The following is a 15154-nucleotide window of genomic DNA, read 5'->3' as shown; positions in this document are numbered from 1 at the left end:
CGGTAGCGTAGATATTACCAGGATAATTTACAGTCTTTTACATATGTGTCCTGATGGTCGACATAGACGGTATCGACAATTTTCGTGGTGTAGACGCCTTCAGGATCTTTGCCTACTTGACGCAGGTAAAAATTCTGGATGGGCATATGGTTTTGTCCAAACTTGAAGTTCCCGCGAATACTGTCGAATTCAGCGAGACGCAGAGCATTCCGCGTATCGTCCCGATTGCTCAAGTCGCCTTTTACTTTTTCAACAGCACTGTTGATCAGCATGATTGAATCATAAGACTGTGCTGCATAATGGCTGGGGTAATGGCCGTATTTTGCCTTGAAATCCGCAACGAATTTTTTGTTGGCAGGATTGTCGAGGTCTGGTGACCAGAATTGTGTCATCAGGCTGCCATCGGCCAATTCGCCAATACGCGGCAAGCTGATGCTATCTACTGTGAAAACTGTATAAAGCGGAACAGACGCGGCGAGGGCGGCTTGCGAATACTGTTTCATGAACTGTGCGCCATGCTTTCCAGGATAGAAAACGAAGAGGGCATCAGGTTTCGCCGCGCGGACTTTCGCCAGTTCAGCAGAAAAGTCGAGCTGGGCTGGGAATTTCGTCATGTCTTTGCCGACGATATTTCCTTTAAATGTCCGCTCGACACCGGTGACCATATTCTTACCAGCCGCATAATTAGGCGCCATAATGTACAGGTTCTTAATGCCGCGCTGATTAAGGACTTCACCCATAGCCATGGGAGTCTGGTCATTCTGCCATGATGTCGAGAAGAAATTCTCATGGCAAAGCTTTCCGGCAACCGGGCTTGGACCGGCGTTTGAGCTAATTAAGAAGGTATCACTGTCAACGACACTTTTATAGGACGCCATAAGAACATGGCTCCAGATATAACCGGCGACAAAATCGACTTTGTCTTTTTTGACAAGTTTGTCGGTTTTCTGTTTTCCGATTTCAGGTTTGAACCCGTCGTCTTCATAGATGATTTCAATATCTTTACCGGCCATTTTGCCGCCAAGATGGTCTACGGCAAGATCAACGGCTTCGCGCATATCCTTACCAATTGCACCGGCACCCGTTGACAAAGTTGTCACGAATCCGATTTTCACACTGTCTGCCGCAACGGACAGAGCGGGTGTGCCTAGCAACGCAATTGCGGAGACAAGGCCAATAAATTTCTTGTTCACGATATAACTCCCTGTGCTGAGTGGAAGCAGACCCTTTACCTGCCTCGACCAATTAAGCAGCTGATAGATTAGGTATTTTTTGAAATAGAGCAAAGAATTTGTTTAAAATTGCTATTCACTCTTGGTATTGGAGCAATAATTGTAAACAGTTTTTACGTTTAGTTGAATGCCTTGAAGGTAATCATCGTAAAAGTGTCTTTAATATTCCCCAAGATCTGAATTTTCTCATTGACGAAATGGCCAATATCCTGCTCGTCAGATAGATAGCATTTCATCATCAAGTCATATTTACCGGAAATCGAATAGACCTCGGATACTTGCTCAACATTCTCAACAGTTTTAGCAGCGACGTCATAGGCTTTTCCAAGCTCACACTTCACCATGATAAAGATTGTTTTCATTGGCGGATTCCTCTTAGTTATCGGGGAATAAAACCCAAATGAAATTTATAGCACAAAACTATATTTTTTGGGAATGACAGAGCGTGTGAAAATTAAAAAAGCCAATTCCGCAGAATCAGCTTTTTAATTGGTATCTATTCTGACGCGGATTTGCGAAAAGGGATTTTGAAGAAAGCTGGGACATTATCACCCAGACCCATTACCGGAACGCCCTCATCATTTTTAGAATAGCGTGACTGCCGCGATTTATTTTGCGATTGCCGGGGGGTTGAGGCAACGGTTTCTTTTTCTACCGTTTTAGTTGATGTCGTCTTTGCGGCGGCCTTTTCGGTTGTTTTGTTATCCGAAACAGTCTTCGCGTCGGTTGTTGTCGCTACTTCTTTTGTGGCTGCTTCTTTTGTCGCTGCTTCTTTTGTGGTTTTCCGAGGAGTCCGGGTCCGGCTGCGCGATGGTGTCTTCGTCTGACGTTTTTCGCGAGCGGAAATTTCCGATGCTTCGTCGGCGATCTCGTCCATGCCATCAATGGTCAGGGGCGGTATTTTTTTACCGACAAGTTTGTAGATGGCTTCAAGATACTTGCCATCGCTTTTGGTTGCGAGGGTGTAGGCGTGGCCTTGTTGGCCCGCTCTACCGGTCCGACCAACGCGATGGATATAGTCTTCTGCATGGGACGGGACGTCGAAGTTGAAAACATGGCTGACGGAACTGACATCAATTCCGCGCGCGGCAACATCGGAGCAGACGAGAAGAGAAATTTCGCCGGATTTGAACTTGGCCAGTGTTTCCATACGGTGGCTCTGGCTCATATCGCCATGCATTGCCCCCGCGTTGAAGCCGTGTTTGTCCAAAGAACCGTACAGAATATCCACGTCCTTTTTTCGGTTGCAGAAAATAAAGGCGTTTTTCACGCTCTCGTTTTTGAGCAATTTACGAATGGCCGGGCGCTTCTCAGAGCGTTGGACAGTTAATAGTCCTTGTGTCACAGTCTTGGCCGTATCAGTCGGCACAGACACCTCGACTTCTTTCGGGTTCATCAGGAACTTGTCGGCCAGCTTGCGCATGTCTTTGGACATGGTCGCCGAGAAAAACAGTGTCTGACGGAGCGGTGGCATCAATGACACAATGCGTTCCACATCTGGAATAAAGCCCATATCCATCATCCGGTCAGCTTCATCGATCACCAGTGTCTTGACGCCGTTGAGTAAAACCTTGCCGCGCTCAAAATGATCAAGCAGGCGGCCTGGCGTTGCGATTAAAACATCGACGCCCTTATCCAGCTTGCTTTCCTGATCTGCGAATGACACACCGCCGATAAGCAGGGCCATGGACAGATTGCTGTATTTTCCGTAATTTTCAAAATTATCTGCAACCTGCGCCGCGAGTTCGCGCGTCGGTTCCAAGATGAGGGATCGTGGCATTCTGGATTTTGCCTGGCCGGACGCCAGAATGTCGATCATCGGAAGCGTGAAGCTGGCCGTTTTTCCAGTACCAGTCTGCGCCGTACCGAGAACATCCCGCCCCATAAGGACATAGGGGATGGCTTTTTCTTGGATGGGAGTAGGGGTATCGTATCCGGAATCCCCGACCGCTTTCAAAACTTCAGGGCTTAAGCCAAGATCTGCAAAATTCATATATAAAGAACTGCCGTATAAAAATGGTGTAAAGTCTGTAAAACACAGCGCAATCTAGTGAAAAGGGGCGCTCTGTCAAACGTTTCCTGCGTATTTTCTAATAATACAGGTGTAAAACGGTTAAATCCTGCCTAAATGTCACATTTTAAAGAATTTTATTCTCAGAAAACGACTGTCGTTGTACTGGTAATTAGAACCAATTCAGCAGAATCAAGCATTATATTACAACAAATTAGGGCAAAATGATAGTGAAACCTACTTTAATCCTTATTCCCGGGCTCTTATGCACCGCGGATCTATGGCGCGATCAAATCGCCGCCTTCGAAAATCAATACATAATCGTGATCGCCGATCACCATTCCGATGACGCGATGCCCGCCATTGCGGCGCGGTTGCTAGCGTCGGCGCCCCCGACATTTGCGCTCGCCGGGCTGTCGATGGGCGGCTATATCGCGTTGGAAGTGATGCGCCAGGCGCCGGAACGGGTCACCCATTTGGCGATTATGGATAGCCGGGCGATCAATGATACCCCGATTGAGCGGCAGCGCCGACAGGACTTTATCACGCTGGTGGAACGGGGCAAAACCTTCAAAGGGGTAACGGAATCCTTGCTGCCGATGTTGATCCACCCTTCGCGATTGACGGATGATACCTTAACAAGTCGCATTTATAAAATGGCAGAAGATATTGGAAAAGAAGGATTTATTCGTCAAGAAAAAGCATTATTGACGCGCGAGGAACTAACCGGAACGCTGCAGGATATTCGGTGTCCGACGTTGGTGCTGAGTGGCGCCCAAGATGCGCTTATTCCGCCGCGTGTGCAGCGCGAGATGGCCATTGAAATCCCGACAGCAGTTTATACGGAAGTGCCCGGTAGTGGACATTTGCCGACCATGGAATGTCCAGAGAAGACAACGGATATTATGCGGACCTGGCTGGCACGCTAACGTAAAGGGGTGGAATATGAGACAGTAGAAAAACTACTGGCTTATTTTACGGGGTTTCTGGCGGAAAAGCCTAAACGTCGATGTCCTCGACAAAGCGGGCATTCTCCTGAATGAAGGAAAACCGCAATTCGGGTTTTTTGCCCATCAGGCTTTCGACCCGATCGGCCGTTTCACCAAACTCTTCCATGGGAATCTCGACTTTCAGCAGGACACGCTTCGCTGGGGTCATGGTCGTTTCTTTAAGTTGGGCGGGAGGCATTTCTCCCAACCCCTTGAAACGACTGATATCTATCTTACCGCGACCGGTAAATTCTGTTTCCATCAATTTGTCTTTATCCGTATCATCCATGGCATAGAGTGTCTTCCCGCCTTGTGAGATGCGATATAACGGCGGTTGCGCCAGATACAGATGACCATCGGTGATCAATTGGCGCATCTCGCGATAGAAGAACGTCATGAGCAAGGACGCGATATGCGCACCATCCACATCAGCATCGGTCATGATGATAACTTTTTCGTAGCGTAGATCTTCGGACCGATATTTGTCCCGTAAACCGCAGCCCAGCGCTTGCATAAGATCTTTCAGTTCCTGATTGGCCCGGATCTTGTCGGCACCGGCAGAGGCGACGTTCAGGATTTTACCGCGAAGTGGCAGGATGGCCTGGGTTTTCCGGTTGCGGCCCTGTTTTGCAGATCCGCCGGCGGAATCGCCCTCGACGATAAAAATTTCCGTGCCTTCTTTGCCGCTCTGGGCGCAGTCGGCGAGTTTGCCCGGTAAGCGCAAGCGACTGGTGGCGGTCTTGCGGCTGGTTTCCTTTTCCTGACGTCGGCGCAGACGTTCCTCAGATTTCTCAACCACCCAGCCCAGAAGATTGTTGGCTTGATCCGGGGCGGCCGCGAGCCAGTTATCGAAATGGTCCTTGATGGCCAGATCAACAATCCGGGTGGCTTCGGTGGTGGTCAGCTTTTCCTTGGTCTGGCCCTGAAATTGTGGTTCCGGTATAAAAACCGACAGCACGGCGCAGGCACCCGCCAATATATCGTCGGCGGTGATTTGTGAGGCTTTCTTGTTATTGATCAATTCCCCATACGCCTTGAGACCGCGCATCAAGGCACCGCGAAAGCCTAATTCATGGGTGCCGCCCTCTGGTGTGGGGACCGTATTACAATAGGAACTGAGAAAAGACTGGTTATCCGCTGGCCACGCGATGGCCCATTCCACACGACCACGATCTCCCTCTATTTCCGTGCGACCGGCAAACGGCTCAGTGGTTACGGTTTGCCGATTATCCAAAGAGGCATCGAGGAAGTCCCTGAGGCCGCCCGGAAAATGCAGGACCGCTTCTTGCGGTGTTTCATCCTTGATCAGCTCAGGCGCGGCTTTCCAGCGAATTTCCACACCCCGGAACAAATAGGCCTTGGAGCGAGCGAGTTTATAAAGCTTGCCCGGGCGCAGCGCCGTACCGGCTTCGAAAATCTCCGGATCCGGATGGAACTGGATGCTCGTGCCGCGGCGATTTGGAGCCGCACCGACTTTTTCCAGTTTGGTTTGCGGGATACCGCGGGAATATTCCTGACGCCATAGCTCCTTATCACGGGCGACTTCCACAGTCAGGCGGTCGGACAGGGCATTCACCACAGACACGCCCACACCATGCAGGCCGCCAGCGGTGTGATAGACCTTGTTGGAGAATTTACCGCCGGAATGCAAGGTGGTCAGGATAACTTCAAGCGCCGATTTATCCTTGTATTTAGGATGTCGATCAATGGGGATGCCCCGGCCGTTATCGCGAATAGTGAGCGATCCGTCGGCCATTAACTCCACATCGATCCGCGTGGCAAATCCGGCAACGGCTTCGTCCATGGCGTTATCCAGAACTTCTGCTGCCAAATGATGGCGGGCGCGCTCGTCGGTTCCGCCAACATACATCCCTGGACGCATGCGAACCGGTTCAAGGCCTTCAAGGACCTCGATGTCTTTCGCAGAGTAATCGGTGCTTTCGGATTTAGGTTGCTGAAAAAGATCGGACATACAGGCAATTCACTGACTAAAAGGATAACAATTGTTTATGTAAAATTCTATTCTCTCACCGGGATGAAAGTGTATAAGTTATACTCTGATTTTGTCGATATTAGGAAGCTTAAAGATCATGCCCACTGAATTCCGTGACCCTGTTATCCGTACGGCCCCGCAACCGAGCGATTGCAACAGCAATGGCGATATATTTGGCGGCTGGGTGCTGTCGCAAATGGACATCGCGGGCGGTATTATGGCGGCTCGACGGGTAAAAGGGCGGGCTGTAACTGTTGCGGTCGAAGCAATGAAATTCCACCAGCCCATTAAAGTCGGGGATATTGTCAGTATTTATGGTGATATTGAGCGGGTTGGCCGCACGTCGGTGGCCGTCAAACTGACGACCATTGTTGCCCGTAAACTGGATTCGGAAGAAATCAAGGTAACGGAAGGCACCTATGTATTTGTCGCCATCGACGACGAGGGACGCCCCCGCGCTATTGAACCGTAAAAAATGCCGCCGGTTGCATCGCACCTGGTCAGCGTGAGTGAAAGGGGTCCAAACCATTAAAACTCTCCATATTTTTCGTTAAATACGAAGAAGCTGATTTGCTCTTTTCACTCAAGCCTTAATTCTTGAACAGACTCTCTGAAATAGCTTTAATTTCAACAGTGCTGATATTGAATACTTCCAATATGCCGGTCTTTGAAACGACTATTCATTTTTTTAGTTAGCCTATTTTGGGATTTCTACTTGGCAACATCGCTTTTCGTACACAGTTTCAATTCTTCAAGAATTGCATTTGCATTCGTTGTAGCAACTTCCAGATCATCTCCGACGACGTTAGTTTTCACTCCTGTCTTGGGGCCTTCGCCAACGACAATATAGGGAGTGTCCTTAGGGTAGCCGTTTTTTGCCAAAAACGCCGGTCCGCCTGGCACAAATAGACGCCATTCCGGCGCGGGGCCCGGCTGTAACATCACCTTTGTCGAATATTCTTGACTGGCAGAGGTGAGGTCATATTCTAACCCCACACGGGTGTTTGCCGCAATGATGCATTTACCTGTCAATGTAGACAGCTCCTGAGCCTGATATTTTTTATAGGCATCAAAATACATCCCAGCAAAGCAAGTGAGCATCCGTATATTGGCGCCCTCCGGGATTCCCTTTTGGAACTCTGAAATCACCTTGTTGGCGACGTCATCACCCACCTTTATACGTAATTCTTGGATACTATCAGCATCAGCACCAAGAAACATTTCGGTTATCATCCGTGTAAGGCTTTCAACGGATAAGACAGATTCAATATTATTATGTGGCAGGCCTCCTTTTGGTCCCAGTGTTAATCCTACGCCGTTCCAATCTTGAGACGGCTTACTTAGGCTGAGAATAGCGTTTGGAGCGGTTTCCTCCGTAGTACCATTAAAAACACCGGTTTCATTTTCCGCGCCATGGCTCTGAATATCAAACCATCCCGAAGGGTCGGCCTTGTCATAGGGCCTTAACGTAAAATCTGCTATGCTATTTGCGGTTCTAGAATTATTTTCAAAGTGAAAGGCACGCCTATATTCAGCTTCCCAGTTATGAAAATTAATGGCAAAGCGTTTGGACTGAAAAAATAGGTTCGGTGTTTGATGTTGCGTGGCAAACATATCTACCATTGGACGGATACTGAACCGCGATGAAGAAATTGCTTTCCTAATAGGTGCTCTTAACGCTAATTTTGAAAGTGTTCCTGACATTTTATTTCCTTTTTGAAAAATTAGTAGTAAAAATAAAACAATACTGAACGTAATTTGGTAATAAAAAAGTATTTTTCAATTTGTGTATTAAATCTATATTATTATAAATATTTATCTATTATTTAAATACTTTTACTAATTTTATTTAATAGTATTTTTCGCACCCGTTAGGGTCTGTCTCGAAACGATTATTTTGAAATCAGTGCCTTGCAACTCGCCTTGGTACCAGTTTGATGTGGGCGATGAAGAGCCAGCTTTGCTACTGAGAGAATGGATTTGCCAATTCTTGAACAGACTCTATGGCGCGGCCTGTCAGACAAAAAAAGAGGCCGCATTTAAGTGCGGCCTCTTTGTTTTTACGGGTATCAGCAATTAGACACTGAAATACATGTCGAACTCGATCGGATGCGGCGCATGTTCGAAAGCGAAAACTTCTTCCCATTTCATGGCCAGATAAGCGTCGATCATGTCTTCGGTGAAGACGCCCCCTTTTTTCAGGAATTCACGGTCGGCATCAAGGGATTCTAACGCCTCACGAAGCGATCCACAAACAGTCGGGATGTCTTTGAGTTCTTCCGGTGGCAAATCATACAAATCCTTATCCATGGCATCGCCCGGGTGGATTTTGTTCTGGATGCCGTCCATGCCGGCCATCATCATTGCTGCGAAAGCAAGATACGGGTTAGCAGTACAATCGGGAAAACGAATTTCCACGCGCTTACCGTTCGGGCTTGGCGAGTAGGGGATCCGGCAGGAAGCTGACCGGTTCCGTGCGGAATAAGCCAGAAGTACAGGCGCTTCAAAACCCGGGATCAGGCGTTTGTAGGAATTTGTCCCCGCATTTGTGAAGGCGTTGATGGCTTTCGCATGCTTGATGATACCGCCGATATAGAACAGGGCCGTTTCAGACAGGTCTGCATAACCGGAACCGGCGAAGACAGGTTTGCCATCTTTCCAGATAGATTGATGGGTGTGCATGCCGGAGCCGTTATCACCAGAAACCGGTTTTGGCATAAAGGTTGCCGTCTTGCCGTAAGCATGGGCAACGTTATGAACCACATATTTCTGAATCTGAATTTCATCAGCAGCAGAAACCAAAGTGTTGTATTTCATACCCAATTCATGCTGGCTCGGAGCCACTTCATGGTGATGCTTTTCAACACCAATGCCCATTTCTTTACAAACGGAGACCATTTCGCTGCGAATATCGGCGCCACTATCAACCGGCTGTACCGGGAAATACCCGCCTTTTACGCGCGGACGATGACCATGGTTGCCACCTTCCATTTCTTCACCTGTCATATGAGGCGCTTCGACGTCACCCAGCTTATAGAAAGTATGGTGGCTGTCATTTAAGAACTGCACATCATCAAACATGAAGAATTCCATTTCGGGGCCGACGTTGATGGTATCTCCAACACCGGTGCTGGCAAGGAAAGCTTCTGCTTTCTTGGCAACGGAGCGCGGGTCACGTTCGTAGCTTTCGCCGCTCAACGGATCCAGAATATCGCAGAATATGATCAGCGTTGAGCGTGCAGCAAAGGCATCCATGACTGCGGAAGTCGGATCCGGCATTAATGTCATGTCAGATTCGTTAATAGCCTTCCAACCAGTGATGGATGAGCCATCAAACATAACGCCATCTTCAAACATGTCTTCGTCAACAACATCAACATGCATGGCAAGATGCTGCCATTTTCCTTTAGGGTCGGTGAAACGAAGGTCTACATATTCGACTTCGTTTTCCTTGATCATTTCCAATACTTTAGCAACCATGACTACGTCTCTCTCGTTTAACCGTTAAAACTCAAAATTACTTGCCTGTCCGTAAAAGGGCGGGACGACTAGATAGCTTCAGCACCCTTTTCACCGGTGCGAATTCGAATAACTTCCTCGACAGTGGAGACGAAGATCTTTCCATCCCCAATGCGTCCTGTCCGGGCCGCTTGCTGGATCGCTTCCAGAGCCCGTTCGACCAATGCGTCTTCGAGGACGATTTCAATTTTTACCTTGGGGAGAAAATCAACCACATACTCGGCGCCACGATAAAGTTCCGTATGGCCTTTCTGGCGGCCAAAACCCTTGGCTTCAGTAACGGTGATGCCTTGCAGCCCAACTTCATGAAGGGCTTCCTTCACTTCATCGAGCTTAAAGGGTTTGATGATGGCTTCGATTTTTTTCATAAGGCAAATCTCATCTTCTAAAAACAAGGTCTAAGATATCTTTGACTTTACTATAGCATGAGCTGTGCCAGATTTGAGGGTGGGGGCAACTGTCTCTACAATTCCCGGAAATACGGCTGTTTCAGCTCTCCTGACTATAAAGGAATGAAATGTGGTCAAAAAATGTACGCTTAAAAAATAGGCATTTGCCTATAAATTAATCTTTTACACTTTACGAAGCTTGTACAGTCCTTTGAAGTCGTTGGGGTCGGCGACTTTGCCTTTACGGATAATCAACAAGCGTTTTTTACGAGCAAGGGAGATTGCCTGCTGGCGAACCGCTGTCATATATTTCCGCCAAATATCAACAGGTGCCGTGTCTTTGGCCCGGGTTGCTGCAATCTGTTTGGCAATATCCTGGGGGGACACATCTTTCCCGTCCTTCACCGCGTTCAGAATAAAAGTTGCTACGGGATCATCTTCGACGACGACGGCTTCAGGCTCGTCGGCGGATTGTTCATTTTCGTCAGTCATTTTTTCACCATTGCGAACAGAAAGACATAGGGTCCTTCTTTAAAAGGCAGGTTGTAGGTAGCCTTGCGTCAAAAGGCAAGCATCGTGATGCCGTGCACTAGTAATGCGGCGGCCTCTCGGCCGGCGTGCCGTCGGGCAAGGCTTCTTCCAGAGTTTCTATACGGTCGCCGGCTCGCGTGAGCTGTCGCCGTAGTTTTTCAATCTCGTCCCATTGCTTGGTGACGATGTCGCTGAGATCGTTCAGGGACTGCTCTTGCTCCATGAATTTCAACTCGAGATCATTAAGGCGCTGTTCGGTCATCGTTATTTACCTTGTGCGAGGAATTGTTCGAAGCGGTCCATGGCGCGTTCGATATTTTCGACAGAGTTCGCATAGGAGAAACGGATATATCCTTCGCCTTCCGCCCCGAAACTGGTTCCGGCGATGGCGGCGACCCCTTGGCTGGATAAAAGTTGATCCTGCAACTCCTTCGCCGTGAAGCCCGTGCCTTTAATATTCGGAAAGGCATAGAAAGCACCTTTGGGCATGACGCAGGAAACACCGGGCAGGGAATTCAACCGATTATGGATGATGAGGCGACGTTCATCGAATGCCGCCATCATCATGTCAACGGGGCCTTGATCACCTTCCAGCGCTTCGATGCCGGCATATTGTGCGGCGGCGTTGACGCAGGAATGGTAGTTGACGCAGAGCCGTTGGGCATGGGGCACCAGTGCCTCTGGCCACAGGCCCCAACCCATGCGCCATCCCGTCATGGCATAGGTTTTCGACCAGCCATCGAGAACAATCAGTCTGTCTTTCAGATTGTCGAATGCCAGCATGCTTGTATGGCCCTCACCATCATAGGTCATGCGGCCATAAATTTCATCGGACAGAATATGGACATGGGGGAAATTTTCCAATCCTTCGGCCAGCTTTTGCAGCTGATCTGCCGGAACGACGCCGCCTGTCGGGTTGGCCGGTGTGTTGAGAATTATCAATCTGGTTTTATCGGTAATCTGCCCGAGTACGGTTTCGGCATCAAATGAAAATCCGTTTTCCTGGATCAGTCGGATGGGAACCGGCGTCGCACCGGAATAGCGGATCATGCTCTCATAAATCGGAAAGCCCGGGTTCGGGTACATGATTTCTGCACCGGCCTCGCCAAACATCTCGATGGCAAAGGCCATGGTAACCTTGCCGCCGGGAACAACGATGATGTTATCGGGATTGACCGTAACATGGCGGTATTTGGCAATATCTGCGGCGACGCTCGATCGCAATTGAGGGATGCCATTGGCCGCGGTGTAGCCGTGATGGCCATCGCGCAATGCCTTGATGCCCGCCTCAACGATATTATTCGGTGTCGGGAAGTCCGGCTGACCGATTCCAAGGTTGATAATATCCATTCCCTCGGCCGCCAGGGCATTGGCCCGAGCCAACACATCGAACGCGGTTTCTGTGCCAAGGCGGAACATTTTTTCTGAGACGGTCATCGATAATCCTCTAATCAGCGCAGTTTGTTTTTTCAGATATGCCTTTGATCCGTCCGTTGGGCAAGCAAAAGTAGGAAACAGGTTGGATATGCCATGGTTTCACTTGTAATCTGGGAACGTCGGTGCATAACTTACCGCCGATTGTATGTGTAGGGTCGAGGAAAGCAGCTGCCGTGAAAAATTCAAGTGACGTGTTGGGTGAATTCGGGACGACGATTTTTGAAGTCATGTCCAAACTGGCAATCGAACATGAAGCGATTAATCTGGGCCAGGGATTTCCCGACGAAGACGGTCCGGCCGATATTCTTGCCAAAGCCGCGGAAGCCGTGAAAGAGGGCCCCAATCAATACCCGCCGATGATGGGGCTGCCGGAATTGCGCCACGCTGTTGCCGAGCATGATTTTCGGTTTTATGGCATCAGCAGCAACTGGCAAACGGACACGCTGGTCACATCTGGCGCCACGGAAGCCATCGCGGCAAGCCTGTTTGGGCTGATTAATCCGGGCGATGAAGTTGTCTTGTTCGAACCGCTTTATGATTGTTACCTGCCCTTGGTGAAATTGGCCGGCGGTATTCCAAAATTTGTTCGCCTTGATCCGCCATACTGGGATCTGGATGAAGACCGCCTCAACGCAGCGTTCAGCGAGAAAACCAAACTCGTGCTGTTGAACAGCCCCATGAACCCAACCGGGAAAGTTTTCACCGTTGAGGAGCTGGAGAAAATTGCCGCTCTGGTTCTGAAATATGATGCCTATGCAATCTGCGACGAAGTTTACGAGCATATTGTTTTTGGCGACAAAAAGCATGTCTCCTTGTTGACCTTCCCGGAAATGGGAGACCGGACGGCCCGGATCGCCTCTGCTGGAAAAACCTTTTCCCTGACCGGCTGGAAAGTCGGCTATGTGACGGCCTCCGCGCAAATGATCGCGCGCATCGCCAAGGCACATCAGTTCCTGGTCTTTACCACGCCGCCAAACCTGCAAAAGGGTGTCGCTTATGGGCTGAATAAGGAGGACAAGTTTTTTGAAGACCTGAAATATGCCATGCAGTCAAAACGGGATCTGTTCAGAGATGGGCTTGAAGGGATTGGCTTTTCGACGGCGCAATGTGACGGAACCTACTTCCTGAATGCAGATATAAAAAGTATCGGTTTTGACGGCACAGATGAAGAATTCTGCCGGCTTATTACAACAGAGGCGGGGGTCGCAGCGGTTCCTGTCAGCGCCTTTTATCAATCCGAAGGGGCGATGACAAATTTCGCCCGGTTCTGTTTTTGCAAGAAGCCGGAAGTGCTGGAAGCGGCCATCGAAAAACTGGGACGATTTTTTTCGTAAAATAGCATAAAGTTTCCTTGACCGGTTTGGTGAGGATCGCTAAACATGGCGCCTCTTATGGCGAGCGTAGCTCAGTTGGTTAGAGCGCCTGACTGTGACTCAGGAGGTCGCGGGTTCAATCCCCGTCGCCCGCCCCAAATTAACCCCTTGAAACCATTACGGTTTTGAGGGGTTCTTTGTTTAAACCTCATAACCGGTTTTACACTTTCTCGGCGGCGATTTTTCAATTTTCCATAGCACGAGAGAGTGTTACGGTTGTTTTATTCCCTATTTCACACTATTTTAATGATAATATACGTATGTTTAATGCATGCTAATAGAAAATGCTCAATAAATGGCGACTACTGATATGAAGCTTCAGATTATAACTTATTTAGCAAAATTATTTGCTACCGCTTTGGTTGCATAGGGGGTAGCGTTTTCGGTAACTGATTATTTGTTAAATAAACAAATTCAATTAATTGCAAGTAATCTTCAAAGCAATGTTCAAACAATTGATACCATTATTGCTACAAGTTTTAAGTCTAATATGGAGACGATTAATCGATCAATTGATACTAATTTCAAGATTTTAATTGAGGGATTAAATCAGAACGTTAGCAATCTAAATACATCAATAGCGTCTTTGCAAACTACTGTGGCGCAATCACAAAAAACGTTTTCGGACCAGTTTTTGAGTGTGGAGAAGAACCGCAATGAACTTGCAACGGAAATAGCACTTCAAGTTCAGAAACAGGGTTATCAAGAAAAAGAACTAAGAGAACTAAAAGATTCTTTAATACGTGTTGAAGGTATACTGAAAAATATGGAGGCTACTAGAAAAGCCGCTTTAGTTGTTGGCGGTGAAGGTTGGCAAGCTTTTTCTCCGATGGATTCTGACATATCCGGATTAAAAGAAGCTATGCAAGACGGTATCAATGGCGCCCAAAACAAATTAATCTTCATTGGACCATTTAAGGCTGCTGAGTAGAGTTTTAAACTTTGCTCCTAAGCGTCTGAAATGTAATCCCATAAAAACATAGTGAACTGTCTAAAACCCCTTGTATTTCAATGGAATCGGGGCTTTTTCTTTGAATTATTGCCCTTCCGTTTTTGGATGGCTTTTTGGGCACATAAATTATTTGCCGGCGCTGTCTACTCAAAATTAAAATTTGGGAGTAACATCAGGTAAATTTTAGGCTTGAGACCTAGTAATCGCCGTCAGATCATCAAAAGGAATAATAAGAATGACTGTTCAGCTCAGCACAGAAGACATTTCCGCCGACGAGCATGCGCGCGAAATGACCGACTATATCGCCAAGGGCGAAAAACGTGCGTTTGCCCTGGATAATCGAGGGCCCATTAAGCTTGATGAGAAGGGGAAACTTGCGGCCGATATTCTGCAGGCTTATGAGACGTACGGATTTTATGTATTTGAGAATGTTATTGATGATGTGGAACTCAATGAACTCAGATCTGATGTGGAAGAAGTCCTTTCTCGCGCACCTGTAACGCCGGAAGCGACTGAAGACAGCCAAGGTAGGCCAGCTCTCGGGGCGGAATATACTCGGTATCCTTTTCGGTTTGCCAAACCGCTCAGTGATCCCTTGGGGGGCACCGATAAGAATAAAGGACGCCATCCGGTAAAGATGCATAACCCGGTAAGCGCGGTTTTACCGGCAAACAACCTTTCTACTTCTACGATTTACTTCAATAGGCGTTTTTATTTACAAAGCCAAC

At 48.2% G+C, this 15154-nt stretch carries 14 protein-coding genes, 1 tRNA gene and 1 pseudogene; 6 read left to right on the top strand and 10 right to left on the bottom strand.

All coding sequences use genetic code 11. The features are described 5' to 3' along the window. Nucleotides 1-14 precede the first annotated feature (14 nt). The 3 genes from V7723_RS17420 to V7723_RS17410 all read right to left on the bottom strand — a co-directional run bounded on the left by V7723_RS17420 (nt 15) and on the right by V7723_RS17410 (nt 3225). Nucleotides 15-1196, bottom strand: a complete 1182-nt coding sequence (locus tag V7723_RS17420) for an ABC transporter substrate-binding protein (protein ID WP_443024250.1) — start codon at nt 1194-1196, stop codon at nt 15-17. Between the two features lie 155 nt (nt 1197-1351). Then, the gene (locus tag V7723_RS17415; protein WP_335685772.1) at nt 1352-1594 is read right to left on the bottom strand and encodes an Lrp/AsnC ligand binding domain-containing protein; all 243 of its coding nucleotides are present in this window, start codon (nt 1592-1594) and stop codon (nt 1352-1354) included. Nucleotides 1595-1728: 134 nt separating this feature from the next. Further along, nucleotides 1729-3225 (bottom strand): DEAD/DEAH box helicase, encoded by a 1497-nt coding sequence (locus V7723_RS17410; RefSeq protein ID WP_335685771.1) that lies wholly within the window; start codon nt 3223-3225, stop codon nt 1729-1731. Between the two features lie 248 nt (nt 3226-3473). On the opposite strand from V7723_RS17410, the gene V7723_RS17405 reads away from it, so the two are divergent. Continuing rightward, nucleotides 3474-4172 carry an alpha/beta fold hydrolase gene (locus tag V7723_RS17405; RefSeq protein WP_335685770.1) on the top strand — a complete coding sequence of 233 codons (699 nt, stop codon included), beginning with the start codon at nt 3474-3476 and terminating at the stop codon, nt 4170-4172. Between the two features lie 70 nt (nt 4173-4242). On the opposite strand, the gene parE is transcribed toward V7723_RS17405, so the two are convergent. Further along, the gene (gene parE / locus V7723_RS17400) at nt 4243-6204 is read right to left on the bottom strand and encodes a DNA topoisomerase IV subunit B (RefSeq protein ID WP_335685769.1); all 1962 of its coding nucleotides are present in this window, start codon (nt 6202-6204) and stop codon (nt 4243-4245) included. Nucleotides 6205-6322: 118 nt separating this feature from the next. Here parE and V7723_RS17395 point away from each other — a divergent pair, with 118 nt between their 5' ends. After that, nucleotides 6323-6697 (top strand): acyl-CoA thioesterase, encoded by a 375-nt coding sequence (locus V7723_RS17395; RefSeq protein ID WP_335685768.1) that lies wholly within the window; start codon nt 6323-6325, stop codon nt 6695-6697. Between the two features lie 239 nt (nt 6698-6936). Here V7723_RS17395 and V7723_RS17390 read toward each other — a convergent pair whose 3' ends face one another. From V7723_RS17390 to V7723_RS17365, 6 genes are all read right to left on the bottom strand, one after another. Then, on the bottom strand, nt 6937-7929 hold the full coding sequence (locus tag V7723_RS17390; RefSeq protein ID WP_335685767.1) for a hypothetical protein: 993 nt from the start codon (nt 7927-7929) through the stop codon (nt 6937-6939). Nucleotides 7930-8301: 372 nt separating this feature from the next. Then, complete coding sequence (glnA, locus tag V7723_RS17385; RefSeq protein WP_335685766.1) at nt 8302-9705, bottom strand: type I glutamate--ammonia ligase; 1404 nt, start codon at nt 9703-9705, stop codon at nt 8302-8304. Between the two features lie 68 nt (nt 9706-9773). Then, nucleotides 9774-10112 carry a P-II family nitrogen regulator gene (locus V7723_RS17380; RefSeq protein ID WP_335685765.1) on the bottom strand — a complete coding sequence of 113 codons (339 nt, stop codon included), beginning with the start codon at nt 10110-10112 and terminating at the stop codon, nt 9774-9776. Nucleotides 10113-10316: 204 nt separating this feature from the next. Continuing rightward, nucleotides 10317-10625: a DUF3253 domain-containing protein gene (locus V7723_RS17375; protein WP_335685764.1), complete on the bottom strand. Its 309-nt coding sequence runs from the start codon at nt 10623-10625 to the stop codon at nt 10317-10319. A gap of 97 nt (nt 10626-10722) precedes the next feature. After that, entirely contained in the window at nt 10723-10926 is a 204-nt protein-coding gene (locus V7723_RS17370) for a SlyX family protein (RefSeq protein ID WP_335685763.1), read from the bottom strand. A gap of 2 nt (nt 10927-10928) precedes the next feature. Continuing rightward, complete coding sequence (locus V7723_RS17365; RefSeq protein ID WP_335685762.1) at nt 10929-12101, bottom strand: pyridoxal phosphate-dependent aminotransferase; 1173 nt, start codon at nt 12099-12101, stop codon at nt 10929-10931. A 173-nt stretch (nt 12102-12274) separates the two neighbouring features. Here V7723_RS17365 and V7723_RS17360 point away from each other — a divergent pair, with 173 nt between their 5' ends. The 4 genes and pseudogenes from V7723_RS17360 to V7723_RS17345 all read left to right on the top strand — a co-directional run. Further along, nucleotides 12275-13435, top strand: a complete 1161-nt coding sequence (locus tag V7723_RS17360) for an aminotransferase (protein WP_335685761.1) — start codon at nt 12275-12277, stop codon at nt 13433-13435. A 60-nt stretch (nt 13436-13495) separates the two neighbouring features. Beyond that, nucleotides 13496-13572 (top strand) — tRNA-His (locus V7723_RS17355). 299 nt (nt 13573-13871) lie between these two features. Beyond that, nucleotides 13872-14405: a hypothetical protein gene (locus tag V7723_RS17350; RefSeq protein ID WP_335685760.1), complete on the top strand. Its 534-nt coding sequence runs from the start codon at nt 13872-13874 to the stop codon at nt 14403-14405. 256 nt (nt 14406-14661) lie between these two features. Further along, nucleotides 14662-15154 (top strand): annotated as a pseudogene (locus tag V7723_RS17345) (hypothetical protein); the annotation flags it as partial.

Source organism: Sneathiella sp., from assembly GCF_036960985.1.
Taxonomy (GTDB): domain Bacteria; phylum Pseudomonadota; class Alphaproteobacteria; order Sneathiellales; family Sneathiellaceae; genus Sneathiella.
The sequence above is the reverse complement of the archived record's forward strand: the minus strand, read 5'-3'. Positions and strand labels throughout refer to the sequence as shown.